A 19,800-nucleotide genomic window follows, 5' to 3' on the forward strand; every position below is an offset into this window, starting at 1 on the left:
TAGATCAAATTTTGAAGTAAATAATAAGTAAAATAAAAACAGTATTATCTTAATATATGTAATGAATATCAAATTAGGTCATAATGTTGACAAAATAAAATCACAACAATACCCTCCAATGCATAAGTAAAAAAATGTAGGGTTTTCTGAGTGGCCGTTATCCGCGGGACTCAGAAGGTCCCGAGGGAACGGCCATCCTCTCGCGAGGGAAACATCCCCGCGATGTCAATAATGTTGGGACACGAAGGAGGATTACATGGCAACTCTCGAAGGCGGCGCCTTTGATGATGCGCTTCTCGGATCTCGTTTCAGTGACGTCATCTTTGGACGTGGCGGAGACGATACACTTTTCGGACAAGGTAATGACGACGTGCTGTTTGGCGAAGAAGGCGATGATGCCTTGTTCGGCGGATCGGGCGACGATGTTGCGCTTGGTGGCGAAGGTGATGATGTCCTGTTCGGTGGATCGGGTGACGATGCACTGATCGGGGGCGGCGGCAGCGACCTGATGATAGGTGGCTCCGGTGAAGACGTTCTGTCAGGCGGTGCGGATTCCGACACCCTGCTTGGCGGCGCGCATAATGACGTTCTCGACGGTGGATCAGGCAGTGATGTTCTGATCGGCGGTGCAGGTGACGATATCGTTTTCGGCGGTGGCGGAGACGATGTCATGCTTGGCGGTTCTGGAGACGATGTTCTTCAGGGCGGCGAGGGTGATGACCTTATGCTTGGCGGTTCCGGGGACGATGTCCTTCAAGGTGGCGCTGGCGATGACATCATGTCTGGTGGTTCTGGTGGGGACACGTTCGTGTTCTCTGGCGGCGGCGGCAACGACGTCGTTCTGGATTTCCAGGCTGGTGACGACATGCTTTCCATTAGCAGCAACATCAATGACACCGGCATCGCAAGTGCCGATGACGTGGCTGCCCGTGCAACGCAAGTCGGTGCCAACACTGTCATCGATCTTGGCAATGGGGATTCCATTACCCTTAACAATATCGATGCCGAAGACGTACAGGACGATCCGGATAGCTTCTTTAGCGTCCAGTAATCCAATGGCGGCGTCCGCAGCTTTTGCTGCGGGCGACCCGTCCTGATCTTCAAGTTAGCGAAAGATTGTCATGCTTGAATTTGCCTCGTCCGATGCAGTGCGGACGACCGGCGAAGCGCCCGGTGTTTGCCTGCTCAACCCTGATACATTGTTGTTAAGCTGGGATATGCCCACCCGTCTGTGGGAAGTTCCAAGGCTTGAAACGATTGATGGTGCTGCGATTTCGCCGCAGGCCACATTGCGTCTGCCCCTTGACGGGGGCGGGACCCGGTTGCTGCGCGTCATCCGCCGTCCCAAGGACGAACCGATCACGATTCTGGCCGAGGCCGGAACGATGGGGCGCAAGGACGAGATCACTATCGACCCGGATGGCGATTTCGAATTCGCCAGTGCTGCGACACTTCTAAACGGTGTTACGCCGGCTGGTCGTTTGTCACTGGTCTCAACCCTTTTGGGGGTGTGGGCCAGCATGTTCCGCCTGCGTCTTTCCAAAAGCTACAACAGTTTCCTCCTTCAACTGGTTGCCGAAATTGTCGAGCGCCCGAAACGCGCAAAGGCGGTGGCAAAGCTATCTGACGACAAGATGCTGCTGGCGGCTGCCCTGCCGGATGCCATTCACGATATCGAGGCGGTGTTTATCGTCGCCCCGTCGGGTTTCAAACGCCTGACACAGCTTCCCCATATCAGCCAAACCGGCGCGCGCGGCCAAAATCTGGCCTACATGATTGCCGACCGCCCGAGCACCCCATCGGGTGCCTATCTGGTGGTGACCGGTGTGCGCACCCTTGCGGTTCGCCATCTTCCCGATGTTTCGGCCTTGCCGTCGCTTGCCCGTTGGTGGCAGACGCAGGGCAAATCGGATGCGGATTTGCGCGAATATATCATTAGTGCGTTGGCTCGATCCGATATGAAGGCCAGCAAGGCCGCGATTGAATTCCAACTTCGCTGCCCGCTGTCCAGTCAGCGGGTCTCGGGCGGCGCCTCGCTTCCAAGTGGCGAGGTCGATCTTGCCGTTACGACGGCGCGCGGCACCCTGATTGGCGGGTGGTATCGCGATCCGGTCGATATGATTGCCGGGATTGATCTTCTTGATAGCAATGGCATTGCCCATCCGTTTGGCGATGGTTTCTATCGCTATCAGGGCAATGTTCAGGATGATGGTCGCACGGTTCCGGCTACGGGTTTTGTCGGCTTCTATCAGGATATTCAAAGTCCGGTCCCGATCCTTCAGCCGCGCAGTGTGATGCGCCTTAAATCCGGCAATCGTCATTTGATGGTGCCACCCGCCCAGCCGATTGATCCGGCCGAGGCCCGGGCACGCATCCTGCGTGCTGTCCCGCCGCAACATCTGACGGCCGATATCATTGAAAACTGTCTGGCACCGGTGATTGGCGATCTGCAACAAAAGCTGATTGCATCGGCCAAGGTCGATCGGGTCATTGATCTGGGCACCCAGCATGATGACCCGGATGTTTCGATCATTGTTCCGCTTTATCGCGTGCTTGGTTTCTTGCGTGCGCAGGTCGGTGCCTTTGCCTGTGAGCCCTGGGTCGCGCAAAACTGCGAAGTAATCTTTGTGCTGGATTCCCCGGAACAGGCCGAAGAATGCGAACATCTTTTGCGTGGTTTGCACATCCTTTATGGCATGCCGATGCGTTTGGTCGTGATGACGCGCAATGGCGGCTATGCACGTGCATGCAATGCCGGTGCGGAAAATGCGCGTGGTCATCTTTTGGCGATGCTGAATTCCGATGTGATCCCCCATACACCGGGCTGGGCGCTTGGTCTGGCCAAGAAAATCGGTGGTCAGGATGAAGTGGCCGCTGTCGGGCCAAAACTTCTGTTTGAAGACGGCTCGATCCAGCATGCGGGCATGTATTTTGCCAAAAACGAAACCGGCAAATGGCTGAATTACCATTACCACAAGGGCATGCCCGATCAGTTCCGCGCAGCGAACGTCGAACGGTCGGTTCCGGGTATTACAGGTGCCTGCATGATGATCCATCGCGATGCCTTCAACGAGGTTGATGGCTTTAGCGAGGATTATGTCATTGGCGATTACGAAGACAGTGATCTGTGCCTGAAATTCCGTCAGGCCGACTTTGACATCAAATATGTGCCTGATGTCAGCCTCTATCATTTTGAGCGCAAATCAATCTCGACCCATGTCGATTACATGCGCGGTGTGGCGGCTGAATATAACGCCTGGCTGCATGCGTCGCGGTGGCGGGACGCGCTTGAAGACCTTCATGAAAACGGCTTGCCGACCAAAGGCAGTGCAAAAAATTCCAAATCCGGAGCAGCAGCATGAGCCAGGTTCTTGCCCTGTCTGAACATCAGCATCCAGCCAAACCGGCCATGGATGACAAACAGCTCAATTGGCTGTGCGACAGCATCATTTCCAACCGGTTCCTGCCGGTCCCGCCACAAGAAGACGTTTTTGTCGGCGATGGCGATTACCGTGCGATCGGGGCCGAATTCCTTGGTCATTTCGTGCGCATGGGTGGACTGCACCCGACCGAAGACGTTCTTGATATCGGTTGCGGGATTGGCCGGATTGCCGTGCCTTTGACCCAGTATCTCGATACCGATATGGCCAAATATTGCGGACTTGATCCGGTTGCCAGCGGCATTGACTGGTGCAAGCGCGCCATCACCCCGGTCTATCCCAATTTCCGTTTCGAAAGTCGCGACGTCAGGAATGAACTTTACAATCCTGAGGGCGCGATTAACGGGCGCAGCATGCGGTTGCCTTTCCAGGACGGAACATTTGATTTCACCGCAATGATCTCTGTGGCAACCCACCTGCCACCTGATGAAATCAATACCTATTGTTCCGAGGTGTTCCGTGTGCTGCGCCCCGGCGGCCGGCTGTTCATGACGGCCTTCGTCATTCGCGAAGAAGACCAGACCTCCAAACCGGATCGTGATGCACGCCTGACCGGGTTCGAAAAAGCCGAAGGCAAACCATGCTGGCATCTGCAGGGTGAAAACCCGATGGCAGCCGTTGGCTTCGATGATGCCTTTATCGATGGGGCCCTGACATCAGCCGGGTTTGAAATCCAGACCAAAAGCTATGGCAATTGGCGCGGAGGAGATCGCCCGCATTACCAGGATTTCCTGATCGCCCATAAACCGCGGAGGGGCGTATGAATCCCCGGATAATGGTGCTTGCGCACAATCACCCCGATCTGCATCCGGGCGGGACCGAAATTTTCGCCCATGATCTGTTCCACGCCTATAAGCGCGCGGAATGTGATGCCCTGTTTGTCGCGGCAACCAATGACGTGCACCGCGAACGGCGCCCGGGCACCAGTTTTCAGGCCATCAATGAAGCTGGTGATGAAATGCTGTTCTGGGCCGGGCATTTTGATCGCTTCAATATGTCGCAGACCGATCTTTATGCGGTCGCCCCGGACTTTGCCCGCTTGCTCAAAAGCTGGGACCCGGATGTGGTGCATATCCATCATCTGGTGCTGTGGGGCATCGAATTGCCCATGTTGATCCGGCGCGTCTTGCCTCATTGCAAGATCGTCATGACGCTGCACGATTATTATCAAATTTGCCCGAATGACGGGTTGATGATCCATCGTGATACGCGCACGCGCTACACCAAACCCGATGCGATCGGGCGTCTTTGTGGTGTTGATGGATTTACCCCGGATCAGCATTCCATGCGTTCGGTGAATTTGCGGAACCATCTGCGTGTGGTCGATCAATTTATCTCGCCAAGCGCATTTCTTAAGGATCGATACGTCGATTGGGGCGTAGATGCCGAAAAAATTACGGTAATCAACAATGGTCGTCCGCATGTTGCCGCCGCCCCGCGCCGGGATATGGGGGCGGGTATGCCAAATGTGTTTGGCTATTTCGGCAATCTCAATCCGTGGAAGGGGTCTGACGTTCTGCTGAAAGCCGCCCGGATATTGAGCGACGACAATGTCGATTTCGACCTGCGCATCCATGGCGAGGTTCTGTATCAGACCGAACATTTCACAAGCCAGATGGCCGAACTGTTTGAAAGCAGCGGAACACAAGTACATCGCATGGGTGCCTATCAGCGTGATGATATCCGCGATCTGATGGCGCGTGTCGATTGGGTGGTGGTGCCGTCTATCTGGTGGGAAAACGCCCCGCTTGTCATTCAGGAAGCCTTCCAGCACGGCCGCCCCGTCATTACCAGTGGCATTGGCGGCATGGCGGAAATGGTGCGCGATGGCCATGACGGCATTCACGTCCGGCCCGATGATCCGGCCGACCTTGCGCGCGTCATGAAGGACTGCGCGTCCAATCCCAAACTTTGGAAAAAATTGTCCGGGCATGTCCGCGCCCCTGCGGTGATTGACGATGTCGCCAACGAACATCTGACGATGTTCCGCCGGATGGTTCGCCCCGATTTCGTTGCGGCCTGATACCAAACCAGGAGGCCATTATGGCACTTGCTGAAAAACAGACGCTTGACGATCAGACCCCGTCCACAAAGGACAGCACCGTTCTTGCCAAGGACGCAGAAACCGTTGCGCCAACCCTTGAAGGCCGGGTTGATGCGATTGACCAGAACCGCTTGTTTGGCTGGGTCTGGTCACCGCAACAGCCCGATGCCCGGATTGAGGTCATCGTACGCCTGAACGGTCACGCATTGCTGCGCACCAAGGCCGAAAGCGAACGTGTCGATCTGCGCCGTAACGGCATTGGCGATGGCAAACACGCGTTTGAGGTTGAACTCCCTGATGCCGCATTGGCAAGTGTTACCGATGTCACGGTATGCGCTGTCATGCCCGGTTCGAAAGAAGAGATCGATCTTCGCATTCCATCGCAAAGCGAACAGGAAGCCCAAACCGCGATGAACGCGCCGCTGGGCAAGATCCTTGATCGTTTGGACCGACTTCTGGCCGCCCAGCACATCTTGCAAAACGGTCAGCGCGAAGCCGCCAAACGACTGGTCAGCGCATCCAAACGTATGGACGAACTGGCTTCTGCCGATGACGGCATCGAAGCCGGCGTGAAGCTGGTGCGCACCGGACAAGAAGAACTGTCCAGTCGTGTCGATGAACTCGAAGTGTTTCTGGTGCGGTTTGACAAGTCGCTGGGTGGATTTGACGAACGCCTGTCTGTCCTGACTGCACGTCACAAGAACGATCTGAAAGCCCCGCTTTTATTCCTGTCCGGTCTGGTCGGTGTAACCGTCGGGTTGGCGATTGGCGCGATGGTTTGGTGAGCAGTCCCTTGATGAAAAACAACGTCGCACATTTGATCAATGCCGAAGGACCCAAGGAGGCACGCACGTGAACGATCAACATCATGGAATGCCCCTTGATGGCAGAACCGTTGTTGCCGCGCTGGTCGATGACAGTCTGGCACTGATGGTGGGTGTCGGGAACGCATTCCCGGCCACCATGGATATCTATTTGAATAACCAGTCTGATGCCAAGGTTCAGGCATCTGTGATTGGCTGGCGTCGGCATGATGCGGATGTCGATAATGCATATGGTTTTGTTGCACTGCTGCCGATGAAGGATGTCTCGCAACGACGTTTGAAAACGGCCCTGTTTCATGGTGCAGGAAAGCCACGCGAATACCGGATTGAAAACCGTCAGCAGCGTATTGAATCCATCTTGTCCGCTGTTGCAGATCAATCCGGTCCCGCCTTTGCCACCGTAATTGACGGTGTGGTCGAAGCCCTTCTGGCCGGTGATCCCGACAAGAAACGCCTGCGCAAGGTCACTGCCCTTGTCCAAAGTGCTGCGCGCAGCAATGGCTTCATCGAAGTACTGGGCGGGCTTGAAGAAGGCGATGTCTATATCCAGGGCTGGTCCAGCGACTTTCCGGTCGGGCGTACCCGCGTGATCGCAATGGGCGAAAACCCGGCCTTGGTCGAACTGACATCGGCTGATTTCAAACGCGACGATCTGGGTGACGAAGCATCGGGTGTCACTGGCCTTATGATGGGTGACAAGCCTATCAATCCGGAAAAGCTTAAACGCGTTTATTTCCGCGGTCGCGAAGCCTGGTATTCGATCGAGGTATATCAACAGCGCGTTCTTGTCGCACCGCCCGATGTGCCTGCCCATATCCGATCGGTTCTGGACCGCGTCCGGGCACCGGAAAATATCCTGAGCCAACTGCAAATGGCCGCACATCGTTTTGATGGGCGTGACACGGTGTCTGAGCTCGATCGTCCTATTCGGATCGGCATTGATTTCGCACTTCTGATCGAAGGAAGCGGGGTTCTGGTTTCAGGCTGGATGTTGGATCCCGATCGCGGGGTTGAGGATGTCTCGCTTCGGGTCGGGGGTGAGGTTGTTCGCATTGATGATCGCTGGACGCGTCAATCGCGTGCCGATGTCACCGCGGCCTTTGCACAAGACCCAATGTTTTCCGGCCTTAATCCGGCGCGCAATAACCACGGCTTCCTTGTGTTTTGTCCGCTTGATGAAACGCCATCATCTGATCAGGTGATGTATCTGGAATTGGGCATCCGCGATGCGTTTCCGGCCTACTGCCCGCTTAATCCAACCCGATCCTCTGCCCGCCAGGCATTGTCGCGCGTTTTGCCATCGCTTGATCCGCGCTCGGTCACCGCATCAAACAGCATCGAAAAGCAATTTGGCCCGATGTTACAGGGCATGAGTGCCCAAAGCCCCTATGCAGTCGATGTCCATGATGTCGGTGCATTTGATGAAGACGCACCGGTTGCCCTGGTGGTCGGTGTCGATGACACGATCAATGATATCGGGGTGACGATTGCGCTTCTGGGGCTTGATCCGGCGACCCGGCATCTGCCGATTATCATTGCTGGTCCGGTCGAAAGTTTCGATCAGGTCGGAAGCGATATCCTGCGACTTGCAGCCTTTTACAAGCTTAACACCCGCATCGTCTTTGCCGAGGGTGTTGAGGATTTCTGTGACGCGCTGGAAGTCGGGGTGGCGGCAACCAATTCCGAAACCGTCGGGCTGGTGTCGGCCCATATCCTGCCGCGCGGTGACGGCTGGTTTGATCAGCTTTATGCAGCGTATCGCAAGCGCGGCGGGAAGGCATTGGTATCCCCGACCATTCTGTTTGAAGACGATTCTGTGCGTTGGGCAGGAACCTGGATCGATGGTGATGCCAAGTCAGGTCAGTATCTGTCAGACCGCTATGTCGGTTATCCCTGTGCGGTTCTTGACGGGGCCGAACCCAGCGAGGTTACCGCAGGTACAATCGAATGCGCCATTCTGCCGCGCAAGGCGTTTGATGATATTGGCGGCTTTACACGCGGCTATATCGGCCCGGCTGAAAAAAGCCTCGACCTTGCGCTGAAGCTGCGCATGGCGGGGACGCCATCCTACTGGATCCCCGATGTCGAAGTACTGGGCAGCGAACAATCCATAAGCAAAGCCCCTGCCTGGGAGGAACTATCCAATCGTCTTGACCGCTGGGCGTTTGATCGCCGCTGGTCATTGGTCGTTTCAAACTTGCGGAGCCACAACAATGCCGTCGACTGATTTACGCGTCCTCGTTATTTCGCACGGCCATCCCAGCATCTCGCTGGGCGGGGCCGAAGTGGCCTCCTACAACCTGCATAAAGGGTTGAACAAACTTGACGGGGTCGAAAGCTTTTATCTCGCCCGTGTTGGCAATCCCGTGCCGCGTCACGGCGCCTCGGCCCTGATGAGCCTGCGGCAAAAGGAAAACGAAATCCTTTATCACGCGGAAAACTATGATCACTTCCTGCTGTCCAACGGCAGCACGGATGAAATTGATCGCGATTTCCTGCGCTTTGTGAAGGATTACGAACCCGATGTCGTGCATTTCCACCACTATCTCGGGCTTGGGCTCGAAACCATCTATGCCATTCGCGAAGCCCTGCCCGAAACCGCGATTTTCTTTACTTTCCACGAGTTTTTGACGATCTGCCACAATCACGGGCAGATGATCAAAAGCGGCGGAACCAAGCTGTGCAACCGGGCCAGCCCGATTGATTGCAATGGCTGTTTCCCCAATATCTCGCCAGCCTCGTTCCTGCGGCGTGAACGCTTTATCAAGGCGATGCTCGAACTGGCCGATCACTATGTCTCGCCCAGTGAATTTCTCGCCAACCGCTTCATTGACTGGGGCATGAAGGCCGAAAAGATGTCGGTGATCGAAAACGGTCTCGACATCAATGAACGGGCCAAGGATCGCCCGCTTTCCAAAACCCAGCCGCGCCGGTCGCGCTTTGCCTTTTTCGGGCAGCTCACGATGTTCAAGGGCGCTGACATCCTTCTCGATGCGGTCGGGCGTGTGCCTGATGAAATCTGGGGCGATGATGCGCGGCTGATGATCTTTGGCGGCAACCTTGATCGCCAACCCAGGGAATATCAGGACAAGGTCCATGACCTGATCGAAAAGGCCGGCGAACGTGTCCGCTTTTACGGGGCCTATCAGAATACCGAAATGCCCAAGCTGATGGAACTCGCCGACTGGACGATCATTCCCTCAATCTGGTGGGAAAATTCGCCGGTCGTGATCCAGGAAGCCTTCTTCCACGGGCGTCCGATGATCTGTTCCAACATTGGCGGCATGGCCGAAAAAATCACCGACGGTGTGAATGGTCTGCATTTCCGGGTCGGAAGTGCCGAAGACCTTGCGGATCGGATGATCGAAGTTCTCAGCGACAACAAGATCTGGGATCGGATGCGCGAGGGAATCCCGCGCGTGACGACCTATGAAGAATGCGCAGAGCAACATCTTGCGCAGTATCGGGAGGTTCTGAAAACGCGCCTGCTGTCTGCAAAGGCTGCCACGCAACACAGCGTGGCAAGCACGGCCTGAATTCGGAACAAAAACGTGATCAACCAAGGAGACACAAAATGGCGCGCGTTCTCGTAATGATCCCGTCGGGCGAAGTCTACGACCACGACTGCGTCCGGTGGTACAACTATCAGGATGTTCAAAAGAGCATCAATCACTATCACAATATCGGTGATGCCTTTGTCTTTGATTCATCCCTGAAACTGATGAATTACGACAAGCTTGGCGTTCTGCCGATTGCCGATCCCAAGATGGAAGATATCGACCGCCTTCGCGAGGAATATGACTATGTCTTCCTGCGCGGGTCGAACTACATCCATTCTGACATGGATTGGCGCAATACCATTGATGTTCTCAAACGTCTGAAGCTGCCCGTGTTGGGCTTTGGGATCGGTGCGCAGGCCCCGGTCAAAGGCAAGATCGAACTGTCTGAACAGACCAAAACGGTTCTGCGCATGATGGCAGATTCCACCACATCCATCGGTGTGCGTGGGGCCTATACCGCACAGGTTCTTTGGGATCTTGGCATCACCAATGCCCGTATTGTCGGCTGCCCGACGGCGTTCCGTCAGAACAATCCCGACATGCGCATCAAATTGCCATCCCTTGAAAGCGTGAAAAATGTTGGCATTACGCTGCGTCGTGAAGTGTCGCCAGCCTATGCGCAGGACATCAAACGATACCTCACCTTCCATCGTGATCTGGTCAAACATCTGGCCGGCCGGTTTGATGACATGACCCTGATGGCGCAGGGCGAGCCCGAAGAGAAAAAGCTCGTTTTCGGCAGCAACATCCAGCGCGAAGAAGCCATGCAGGCCCTTAAGAACAACGACTGGGTCAAGAACTGGTATCTTGATGACACGATGGAGCGTCTCTATCGCGAGAAGCTGTTCTATTCCGATGTCGTCTCGGATTACGAGGACCTTGTTCGCACCAAGGATTGCGTTCTGGGCTATCGCCTGCACGGCAATCTGATGGCGCTGTCAAACGGTGTTCCGTCGATCTATTTCACCTATGACAGCCGCACGGTTGAATTCGCCGAAACCTATCAGATCCCGTCTTATGACGTGTTCTCGTCCAAGGAGTTCGTGCTTGAGGATTACTGGAATCAGGATCTGTTCGACAAGTTCAACCGCGCCTGGTTCCAGACCTATCGCGAGATGGAACAGTTCCTGAGCGAAAACAATATCGACCACAAAATGGTCGATGTGATGAACGCCGATGCGCAACCCCAACGCAAGGTCGCGTGATCACATCCGGTGCTGCCGTCTGGCTGTTCCGGATGGAATGGTCGGGCGGCGGTGCCTCCGAAGATCAGCCTGAAGAGCAACAGGCAATATCAACAAGGAGACACGGCTATGACTGTACTTGTAACAGGTGGTGCAGGATATATCGGTAGTCACGCGGCACTGGCCCTTCTTGATGGCGGACGCAATGTCGTCGTGCTTGATAATCTCAGCCAAGGCCACCGTTGGGCAGTGCCAACCGGTGCGGCCTTCGTTGAGGGCGATTGTGGTGACTATGATCTGGTGCGCCGCGTAGTTGCTGAACATGATGTGACAGCGATCATGCATTTTGCCGGATCGATCATTGTTCCGGACTCGGTCATCTACCCGCTTGAATATTACTACAACAACACGGTCAATTCGCGCGCATTGGCGCAGGCGGCTGTCGATAGCGGGATCAAGCATTTCATCTTCTCCTCGACCGCGGGTGTGTATGGCGAACCGATATCGACCCCGATTGACGAGGATTTCGCGCTTAAGCCGATTTCGCCCTATGGCACATCAAAAATGATGACCGAAAAGATGCTGGCGGATGCGGCCGTGGCCCATGATCTGCGCTATGTCGCCCTTCGGTACTTTAATGTGGCCGGTGCGGACCCCAAAGGCCGGTCTGGCCAGACATCGCGCAAGGCGACCCATCTGATCAAAATCGCCAGCCAAACCGCAACCGGTGCCCGTCCGCAAATGGCGATTTATGGCGAAGATTACGAAACACCCGATGGCACCTGCATTCGCGATTACATCCATGTCTCCGACCTCGCCAACGCCCATGTGCTTGCCCTTGAATATCTTGAGCGCGGTGGTGAAAGCGACGTGATGAATTGTGGTTATGGCCGTGGTTTCTCGGTCCGTGAAGTGATCGGTGCGGTCAAAAAGGTGTCGGGCGTTGATTTCGATGTCGACCTGGCCGAACGCCGCCCGGGTGATCCTGCGGCCCTTGTGGCTGGTGCGGATCGTATCCGTGAAAAGCTTGGTTGGGTTCCTAAGCATGATGATCTTGAAGCCATCGTGCGCCATGCCCTTGATTGGGAAGAAAGCCTGAAATCACGTGAAGTCAGCGCAGCCTGATCCAGCTTTAACCTGACCACTGACCTGCAAATTTCGACACGAGCAACGGTTCGCAAAAGTCAGCAAATGACACGAACCGCATAAGCAGGAGATAACTTATGAAACAGGAACTTCCCACCGGGGGGCGGAAGCCCCGTATTGGTGTGCTGATGCCCGCCGGCCGTATCGATGGCAATCTGGGTGTTGTAACCCACACCTATAATGATCCGGAAAAAGCAAAGACCTTGTTCACCAACATCGGTGACTGCTTTGTCTATGATTCTTCACTGAGAATTCTGGATTATTCCGAATTATTTCCGATCTATGTTCCATCGGACGGGAAAATTTCGGAAACACAGATCGAAAAGATCAATCAGCTCGATTACATCTTTTTGCGCGGATCGAACTACATCAACACCAATGGCCAATGGGACCCGATTACCGCGGTTCTTGAAAAGACCAATGTGCCGGTGATTGCCTTTGGCATTGGCGTACAGGTGCCCGACAATTCCGACGAATATGTCAATGCATCGACCAAACGGTTCCTGCAACTGGTTGCAGATCGTTCCGCATCGATTGGCGTACGCGGTAATCTGTCGAAAAAGGCGCTGAACTCGATCGGTATCAAGAATGTCCGCATTTTTGGCTGCCCGACCACGTTTCGTCATTGCAAACCGGAATTGAAACTGCGCCGGGTGGATGCTGCTTCGATCAAGAAGCTTGGCTTTACCCTGCGCCGCAAGACGCATGGTTTCCAAACCCAGCAACGCTTCATGTTGCGCACATTGGCCGAACGTTATGACACGGAAATCCTTTGTGCCGGTGAACTTGAAGAAAAGCAGATCTATTACGCCCGCTCCAAATAGGTCGCACATGACGATCAGATCATGGATGCGGCGATCGAAAAGCTGACCGCAGAAAAGTGGATCTATGGTCCGATGGACCCGTTACTTGCGCTTTATAAATCCTCGCTTTCCGTATTTGAAAGTGTTGCGGATTTTGAACGTGCTGAGCAGTGCCTTGATGCAGTCACGGGATATCGTCTGCATGGCAACTTGCTGGCCTTGGCCAATGAAGTCCCGGCCCTTTATGTCACCTATGACACGCGGACCCGCGAATTCGTCAAAACGCTGGGTATCCCGTATGTCGATGGTCGCTATATGGACAAGTTCTCGTTCGAAGAAGCTTGGGACAACGCCGATTTCGACCTGTTCGAACAGACCTATCAGCGGCGTTTTGGCGATCTGAAAAAGTTCCTTGAAGAAAACAGCATGGCGCACCGCCTGGGCACTACCCCGGCCCCTTATGTCGCAGAGGCGGCGTGACATTGCTGGTTGGTGCGTGGCGATTTCCCCAGTGACGCCACGCACCAAACTTTTTCATTCGATATTGTCCAATTTTGGCGGATGGAAGTTTTGCAAAAGCTGCCCTTTTCAAAGTGTGTGATTGGCCTTTCGGCATTCGTCTTCGGACTGTCGATTGGTACTGTGCTTGGCTGGAAACCCGATGCAAACGCGACCGAGGTCACAGTTTCGGGTCCGGAAACCGTCCTGTTTGACAGTGACGTTTCGGGGTGTGATCACCATCACCTGCCAGATTCACCTGCGCGCGCCTTTCGCAATGATCGCGGCCAGATGGTGATGTTTGCACCCAATTTCCAGAACCGCGCCTTTGTCGGTTATGGCTTTAACAGCCTGAAACCCGACTGCAACAGCCGGTTCAAGGCCGCTGGCAAATCCGTCCCCGAATTGCTTGATGACCGCACCTGGCTTCAGGCGATCTATACGCGCGATGGACGCGATGTTTATGCGCTGGGCAGTGCCAGTTTTATGCCCTACCGCCATGATATGCCCTGCGAAGGGCGCACCACGCGTACCGATTGCTGGATCAACGGGCTTGTGACCCTGAAATCAAGTGATGGGGGTAAAAGCTTTGAATATCTTGGCAATCCACCGCATCACGCGCCGTTCCCGCCGCCCCAACCCTATCGCGATGATCGCAAACGCGCGCCAAGCTATGTGACGGTCACCAACATCATTTCCTGGCAGAACCACTATTACGCCATCGTCTGGCGACGGGCGGACAATTGGGAAAATTCGCGCAATTGTCTGGTGCGCGCGCCAATGGATAATCCGAAACGCTGGGATGTCTGGAACGGGACCACGTTTGAACAGGCCGCCACCCTGACCGATCAAGGCTGGTCGGTACGTGAAACCGAATGCGCACGCGTGAGCCCGTTTGGTGTTTCATCCATCCGTGGGCTTGTGCGTGACGAAGCAACGAACAGTTTCATCACGGTCTATCTGCACCGCATCCGCAAAAAGGGTGAGCCTGACGTAGCCGGGTTCTTCTATTCGACCTCCAAGGACCTGACAAACTGGTCGGAGCCGAAGCTTTTATATCAGCAGCCGCTTCAGCCGGATGCGCAGGAAGGCGAAAGCTTCTCGGCCTATCCATCCATCATCGATGAAGACAGCACAGATCGTTTGTTTGGCACAGTTGATGACAATGCCAGCCTGATTTTCGTGCGACTTGTGCCCAAACCCTACAAGGATAAATGGCGTGTGCCGCGCCAATTGATCCGTGTTCCGATTTCCATCAAGGAGTAACGCACATGCCTGTGGAATTTGACGAATTTGATATCGAAGGTCCGGTTCTGTTTGTGCCCAACCGGCACCGCGACAAGCGTGGCGTCTTTGCCGAAACATTCCGCTATGACGATTTCCGCGAAGTGGTTGGCGATGTCGATCTGGTGCAGGAAAACCAGTCAATCAGCACGCCGATCAACACCATCCGCGGCCTTCATTTCCAAAGAAGCCCCTATGCCCAGGGCAAGCTGATCCGGGTCACACAGGGTGCGATCCTTGACGTTGCGGTCGATATCCGTCCGCGATCGGCCACCTTTGGCCAACATATCAAGATCGAGCTGAGCGCAGATAACTGGTACCAGCTCTGGATCCCCGAAGGCTTCGCGCATGGCTTCAAAACACTGCGCCCCGACACCCATGTGATGCACAAGGCATCGAACTATTGCAGCCCCGAACATGACCATGGCATCGCCTGGGACGATCCGGAACTGAATATCGACTGGCAACTTTATGGCCAGCAAGCGGTGGTCTCGGACAAGGACCGCAACCATCCGCGTTTGGCTGATCTCGATTGTGAGCTACTTGGAGGGCGTGTCTTAAGTCATCTTCCAGCCAGTTCCCGAAAAAGTCGTGTCATTTTAGATCACCATCATGCTGCGATTCAGTGACATCAGAGGTGAAAACCTACTATCCGTTTGGAGTTCCAGAGGTTGATCTCTTCAGTGGGCTTCGGCCGTAAAAGTAACCTAACAAGCTGAAGTAACTTGAATTGTACAACATGCTGAAGTTGTAATTATTGTTTCCCCCGCTTTTGAGTAGGTTGATTTGTACGTAACGCTGTTCTAGCTTTCCCCAAAATATAAAAGACGTGCTTGGGGGAGCCTTGGAAAACCATTTGGTTGGGGCTCTTGCACGCGATGAGCAAACAGAAAACACCTGATCCGCAGACGGAATCCGGGATATTTGCACTGGCCAATGGCCTTGCTGTTCTTGGACTTTCGGGGGAAGCAGATCAGATAAAACATGAGTCGGGTGGCGCTGAAAGGCCGCTCGAACCCTCAGACATTATTCGTTGTGCCAAGAAATTGGGCGCAAAGGCGAAGCTTGTCGTGCTTTCCGGGAAAGGTCTGGAAAGTGCACCGGTGCCGTTTATCGCACGCGGTGTTGATGGCGTTTATTTTCTTGTTGCGCAGCGCAATGAGGATGGTGGCTTCGTTATTGGCTGCTTCGGTGAACAAAAACCTCGAGTAGGGACGAGTTCAGAGCTTCAGCAGCTCTGCACAGGCGAAGCAATTTTACTCGGGCGTGCACGCGTAAAAGGCGGCTCGGCAGACGTGAAACCGGCACCATTTGGCTGGTTATGGTTTTTGCCTTTCCTTAAAAAATATCGGGCATCGCTTTCTCATGCGATGGCAGCATCCCTTTTTATTCAAGTATTTGCACTGATCACCCCACTATTTGTCATGGCGATCATTGATAAGGTTTTAAGTGCCGGCAACATGTCGACGCTTGATGTTCTGATCATTGGTCTTGTTGCAATTGCTGTGTTTGATCTCGTGATAGGCGGGTTGCGGCAATATGTGTTCTCTCTGACAACGAACAAGATTGATGCAGAACTTGGCGCGAGTGTCTTCCGTCACCTGACACGTTTGCCGATGGCATATTTCGCAAGTCGGCGGGTGGGTGATACTGCAGCTAGGGTCAAAGAGCTTGAAACAATCCGAAGCTTCCTTACCGGATCAGCACTGACCGCCTTTGTTGATTTCGGATTTACGTTTGTCTTCCTGTTTGTGATGTTCGGGTTTGCACCGATCCTGGCAACGATCGTTGTCGGGTTCCTGGTGGCAATTCTTGCGATCTATGGGTTAATCGGTCCCTTTATCAAAGATCGCCTGATGGCGCGTTTTCAGGATGGCGCAGACTCCCAATCGCTCTTGGTCGAAGCTGTTTCGGGCATGGAGACAGTCAAGGCACTGGGTATTGAACCGCAGATACAGCGTCAGTGGGAAGAGCAGATTGCTGCAAGAACTGAGTCTTCCTACGCAGCAGATAAAATAAGCACCTATACCCAGCAGGCAGCAGGCTTCCTCAACAAGGTATTGATTGCATTGACGCTTTGGCTTGGTGCCAGCATGGTTATCGACGGTGGTCTCACTGCGGGGCAGTTGATTGCCTTTAATATGCTGGTCGGTCGCGTTACCGCACCTGCAATGCGCATCGCCCAGCTCCTTCAACAGTTGGCGCAAACTAAAGTGGCGCTAAGGCGGGTTGCAGATATTGTTGATGCACCAACTGAGCCTTCCCGGACCTCCGGCGGATCAAGCCTTCCGAAGCTGAACGGACATGTTCGGTTTGATCATGTGACGTTCCGTTATCAGGCGGACGGAGCTAAAATCCTTGATGATGTTTCCTTTGATGTAAAGGCCGGTCAGGTGATCGGGCTTGTTGGTGTCTCTGGCGCGGGCAAGACGACGTTGCTACGCCTTCTACAGCGTTTCTATCCTGTGGAGGGCGGTCGCATACTTGTCGACGGTATGGATATTAGTGCTGCGGACCCGGCATGGCTGCGTCGACAGATCGGTGCGGTCCTTCAGGACAACTTCCTGTTTAACCGAACCGTGCGCGAAAACATTGCAATCGGCCGTCCCGGTCTGCCCATTGAATATGTTGTTCACGCGGCAAAACTTGCAAATGCCCATGAATTCATCGTTCAACTGCCCGAGGCATATGACACGGTGATTGGTGAACGTGGCGCACTGCTTTCAGGTGGTCAAAAACAGCGTCTTGCGTTGGCACGTGCATTGGTCACCAATCCGGCAATATTGCTGTTAGATGAAGCCACAAGTTCACTTGATAGCGCGTCGGAAAAGGCCATTCAGGATCGCATGCAAACGATTGCAAAGGGGCGTACGGTCTTCATTGCAGCCCACCGGCTTTCAACACTTTACCATGCGGACCGGATATTGGTTCTTGATAACGGACGGCTTGTCGAAGCCGGTTCGCATCAGGACCTGCTCAAAGCGGGCGGTGCTTATGCACGGATGCATGCCATTCAGGCCGGATTGGGTAAGCAAACGCCGAACGTGAATATTCATACCGCAACCCGGGAGGCCGCAGAATGATCAAGCAGGATCACAGCGCCTTCATGCCTGGCATCCTTGAAGTGACAGAACGTGCACCCAACCCGGTAGCATGGGTCTTGCCCGTTGTTTTGATGGTCTTGTTTATGGTGGCTGCTCTTTGGGCTTGGATGTCGGAAGTCGCAATCGTCAGCCCGACCCAAGGTACTTTGGTTCCAACCGGCAAGGTCAAAATCATCCAGCCGTTTGAGATCGGGGTGGTCCGCGCGATCAATGTTCGTGATGGGCAACGGGTCAAGGCAGGTGACCAACTCATCGTACTTGACGGCACGGACAGCACAGCAGACCTGACAAGAATTGAACAGGATCTTGCCAGCACTAGCTTGAAGCTTGCGCGGCTAAATGCCCTTCTTGAGGATATCAGCAATCCCGCCGCTCATTTTCTGCCACCAGCAGAGGCATCAGAACGTCAGGCAATTGCCGAGTTCGATGCCATGATTGGGCAGGCGCGTGCGCAGCAACAACGTGTTGAGGCACTCGAACAAGAAATGCTGCAGCTTCGTGCTGTTCGTGATGGCATTACTGTCTCGATTGATCGGGTCGATGCTATCTTGCCACTCATCACCGAGCGGGTCGAAGGACGTCGATCGCTCGCTTCTGACGGTTATGCAACCCGGACTTCATTGCTTGAGCTGGAACAGGAATTGGTCGAGCGTCAGCAGGAACGCCGTCAATTACAGTTTGATCTGCAAAAGGCCAATGCAGACATCGCTATGGCGCGTGAACGGTTACAAAGCACTGTGGCCGATTTCGAAGAGGCGCTGTTTGACGAACGTGCCCAGCTTGATCAGGATCACGGCTCCCTTACGCAGGAACGTATCAAGGCCGAACGCCGCCGCGATCAGCAAGTATTGCGTGCGCCGATTGATGGCGTGGTGCAGGAATTGGCGGTGAACACAGTCGGGGGTGTTGTAGAAGCGGCCCAAACCCTGATGAAGATTGTTCCAGACGACAGCAAATTGGTTGCTGAAGTCAAACTTGCCAATCGTGATGCGGGATTTGTTGATATTGGCCAGAAGACACGGATTAAAGTCGAAACGTTTGAATTTACCAAGTTCGGTGCGATTGACGGGACAGTGATTGATGTTTCACCGGATGCAGTCGTCGATGAACAAATGGGCCCGGTTTATTTGGCTAAGGTGGAGTTGGCGCAGCAATACTTGACCGTGCGTGGTCGAGAAGCTCCGTTGCAGCCCGGCATGACGGTGACGGCGGATATTCAAACAGGGGAGCGCCGTTTGCTGGAGTATGTTCTTGGGCCGATGTTGCGCTATCGCGATGAGAGTTTGCGTGAGAGGTAGCAACATAATCAGACGATGTGCGGATGAATATATTTTGAGAGTGTAATGAAATGAAGCTTCTGTATATGGCTGCCTTTCTTTTGGGGTGGATGAGCGCGGGACCTGTTGCGTCCAAGGTTTACTACGTGGATTTAGAAGGAAATATTTCCGAAAAAGAAAAGATATTGGTTTCGGACAAAGAGCCAATAGATGTGGTTTCTATACTTGATATCGGCACAAATACGTCTGAGATAGAAAAAATAAATAAAAAATACATTGATAATTTTAATTTTATTAACCCTGGTGATGTTGTTCCAGTATATGCAGTTGTTTTTTCTCTAAATGGAAGTGATGGAATTGTATCTTCTATGTCATCTTCTGGTAGATTGACAAATAAAATATTCTACGAAGGGAATTATGTTAAGGATAACAGTGATTGTTTAATTAGAGTTATACATGATGATAGTAAGAAACTGCAATCGTTCAATATGTTTGTATTTGATGGAAATTACAAATCATATGAATTGTGTTTAAGTGAGTTCTATCATGAATTTAGAAGTTTTCATTATAATGAGTATGACTGATTTTAATACTTATTTTGGATAAAACTTTGTTTCTGTAGTGTTGTTTCCACTT

At 53.7% G+C, this 19,800-nt stretch carries 16 protein-coding genes; all 16 read left to right on the forward strand.

Translation table 11 applies throughout. The features are described 5' to 3' along the window. The first annotated feature begins 256 nt into the window (after nt 1–256). Nucleotides 257–1,051, forward strand: a complete 795-nt coding sequence (locus tag ACMZ66_RS03065; protein WP_416934297.1) for a calcium-binding protein — start codon at nt 257–259, stop codon at nt 1,049–1,051. Between the two features lie 70 nt (nt 1,052–1,121). Continuing rightward, the gene (locus ACMZ66_RS03070; RefSeq protein ID WP_416934299.1) at nt 1,122–3,362 is read left to right on the forward strand and encodes a glycosyltransferase family 2 protein; all 2,241 of its coding nucleotides are present in this window, start codon (nt 1,122–1,124) and stop codon (nt 3,360–3,362) included. Continuing rightward, entirely contained in the window at nt 3,359–4,204 is an 846-nt protein-coding gene (locus ACMZ66_RS03075; RefSeq protein WP_416934301.1) for a class I SAM-dependent methyltransferase, read from the forward strand. The genes ACMZ66_RS03070 and ACMZ66_RS03075 overlap by 4 nt, the downstream gene beginning before the upstream one ends. Continuing rightward, the gene (locus ACMZ66_RS03080; protein ID WP_416934303.1) at nt 4,201–5,463 is read left to right on the forward strand and encodes a glycosyltransferase family 4 protein; all 1,263 of its coding nucleotides are present in this window, start codon (nt 4,201–4,203) and stop codon (nt 5,461–5,463) included. Before ACMZ66_RS03075 ends, ACMZ66_RS03080 begins: the two co-directional genes overlap by 4 nt. A gap of 20 nt (nt 5,464–5,483) precedes the next feature. Then, a complete protein-coding gene (locus ACMZ66_RS03085) occupies nt 5,484–6,269 on the forward strand; it encodes a hypothetical protein (RefSeq protein WP_416934305.1) in 786 nt (261 codons plus the stop codon). A gap of 67 nt (nt 6,270–6,336) precedes the next feature. Then, nucleotides 6,337–8,535, forward strand: coding sequence for a glycosyltransferase family 2 protein (locus ACMZ66_RS03090; protein ID WP_416934307.1), 2,199 nt, complete (start codon nt 6,337–6,339; stop codon nt 8,533–8,535). Beyond that, a complete protein-coding gene (locus ACMZ66_RS03095) occupies nt 8,522–9,844 on the forward strand; it encodes a glycosyltransferase family 4 protein (RefSeq protein WP_416934309.1) in 1,323 nt (440 codons plus the stop codon). Before ACMZ66_RS03090 ends, ACMZ66_RS03095 begins: the two co-directional genes overlap by 14 nt. A 38-nt stretch (nt 9,845–9,882) precedes the next feature. Then, on the forward strand, nt 9,883–11,073 hold the full coding sequence (locus ACMZ66_RS03100) for a polysaccharide pyruvyl transferase family protein (protein WP_416934311.1): 1,191 nt from the start codon (nt 9,883–9,885) through the stop codon (nt 11,071–11,073). 108 nt (nt 11,074–11,181) lie between these two features. Then, nucleotides 11,182–12,177 (forward strand): UDP-glucose 4-epimerase GalE, encoded by a 996-nt coding sequence (gene galE / locus ACMZ66_RS03105; RefSeq protein ID WP_416934313.1) that lies wholly within the window; start codon nt 11,182–11,184, stop codon nt 12,175–12,177. 98 nt (nt 12,178–12,275) lie between these two features. Continuing rightward, on the forward strand, nt 12,276–13,022 hold the full coding sequence (locus ACMZ66_RS03110; protein ID WP_416934315.1) for a polysaccharide pyruvyl transferase family protein: 747 nt from the start codon (nt 12,276–12,278) through the stop codon (nt 13,020–13,022). A 21-nt stretch (nt 13,023–13,043) separates the two neighbouring features. Next, the gene (locus ACMZ66_RS03115) at nt 13,044–13,481 is read left to right on the forward strand and encodes a hypothetical protein (RefSeq protein WP_416934317.1); all 438 of its coding nucleotides are present in this window, start codon (nt 13,044–13,046) and stop codon (nt 13,479–13,481) included. 90 nt (nt 13,482–13,571) lie between these two features. Beyond that, nucleotides 13,572–14,765 (forward strand): hypothetical protein, encoded by a 1,194-nt coding sequence (locus tag ACMZ66_RS03120; RefSeq protein WP_416934319.1) that lies wholly within the window; start codon nt 13,572–13,574, stop codon nt 14,763–14,765. Nucleotides 14,766–14,770: 5 nt separating this feature from the next. After that, complete coding sequence (gene rfbC, locus ACMZ66_RS03125) at nt 14,771–15,412, forward strand: dTDP-4-dehydrorhamnose 3,5-epimerase (protein WP_416934320.1); 642 nt, start codon at nt 14,771–14,773, stop codon at nt 15,410–15,412. Nucleotides 15,413–15,661: 249 nt separating this feature from the next. After that, nucleotides 15,662–17,866, forward strand: coding sequence for a peptidase domain-containing ABC transporter (locus ACMZ66_RS03130; RefSeq protein ID WP_416934322.1), 2,205 nt, complete (start codon nt 15,662–15,664; stop codon nt 17,864–17,866). Continuing rightward, entirely contained in the window at nt 17,863–19,185 is a 1,323-nt protein-coding gene (locus ACMZ66_RS03135) for an HlyD family type I secretion periplasmic adaptor subunit (RefSeq protein WP_416934324.1), read from the forward strand. Before ACMZ66_RS03130 ends, ACMZ66_RS03135 begins: the two co-directional genes overlap by 4 nt. Nucleotides 19,186–19,250: 65 nt before the next feature. Beyond that, complete coding sequence (locus ACMZ66_RS03140; RefSeq protein ID WP_416934326.1) at nt 19,251–19,748, forward strand: hypothetical protein; 498 nt, start codon at nt 19,251–19,253, stop codon at nt 19,746–19,748. The last annotated feature ends 52 nt before the right edge of the window (nt 19,749–19,800 follow it).

This window comes from Thalassospira sp., from assembly GCF_048059015.1.
Classification (GTDB): domain Bacteria; phylum Pseudomonadota; class Alphaproteobacteria; order Rhodospirillales; family Thalassospiraceae; genus Thalassospira.

Coding starts and splice junctions, on each gene's coding strand:
- ACMZ66_RS03095 (WP_416934309.1), top strand. CDS start 8,522: ATGCCGTCGACTGATTTACGCGTCCTCGTTATTTCGCACGGCCATCCC.
- ACMZ66_RS03085 (WP_416934305.1), top strand. CDS start 5,484: ATGGCACTTGCTGAAAAACAGACGCTTGACGATCAGACCCCGTCCACA.
- ACMZ66_RS03110 (WP_416934315.1), top strand. CDS start 12,276: ATGAAACAGGAACTTCCCACCGGGGGGCGGAAGCCCCGTATTGGTGTG.
- rfbC (WP_416934320.1), top strand. CDS start 14,771: ATGCCTGTGGAATTTGACGAATTTGATATCGAAGGTCCGGTTCTGTTT.
- ACMZ66_RS03075 (WP_416934301.1), top strand. CDS start 3,359: ATGAGCCAGGTTCTTGCCCTGTCTGAACATCAGCATCCAGCCAAACCG.
- ACMZ66_RS03135 (WP_416934324.1), top strand. CDS start 17,863: ATGATCAAGCAGGATCACAGCGCCTTCATGCCTGGCATCCTTGAAGTG.
- ACMZ66_RS03100 (WP_416934311.1), top strand. CDS start 9,883: ATGGCGCGCGTTCTCGTAATGATCCCGTCGGGCGAAGTCTACGACCAC.
- ACMZ66_RS03070 (WP_416934299.1), top strand. CDS start 1,122: ATGCTTGAATTTGCCTCGTCCGATGCAGTGCGGACGACCGGCGAAGCG.
- ACMZ66_RS03130 (WP_416934322.1), top strand. CDS start 15,662: ATGAGCAAACAGAAAACACCTGATCCGCAGACGGAATCCGGGATATTT.
- ACMZ66_RS03080 (WP_416934303.1), top strand. CDS start 4,201: ATGAATCCCCGGATAATGGTGCTTGCGCACAATCACCCCGATCTGCAT.
- ACMZ66_RS03140 (WP_416934326.1), top strand. CDS start 19,251: ATGGCTGCCTTTCTTTTGGGGTGGATGAGCGCGGGACCTGTTGCGTCC.
- galE (WP_416934313.1), top strand. CDS start 11,182: ATGACTGTACTTGTAACAGGTGGTGCAGGATATATCGGTAGTCACGCG.
- ACMZ66_RS03115 (WP_416934317.1), top strand. CDS start 13,044: ATGGATGCGGCGATCGAAAAGCTGACCGCAGAAAAGTGGATCTATGGT.
- ACMZ66_RS03065 (WP_416934297.1), top strand. CDS start 257: ATGGCAACTCTCGAAGGCGGCGCCTTTGATGATGCGCTTCTCGGATCT.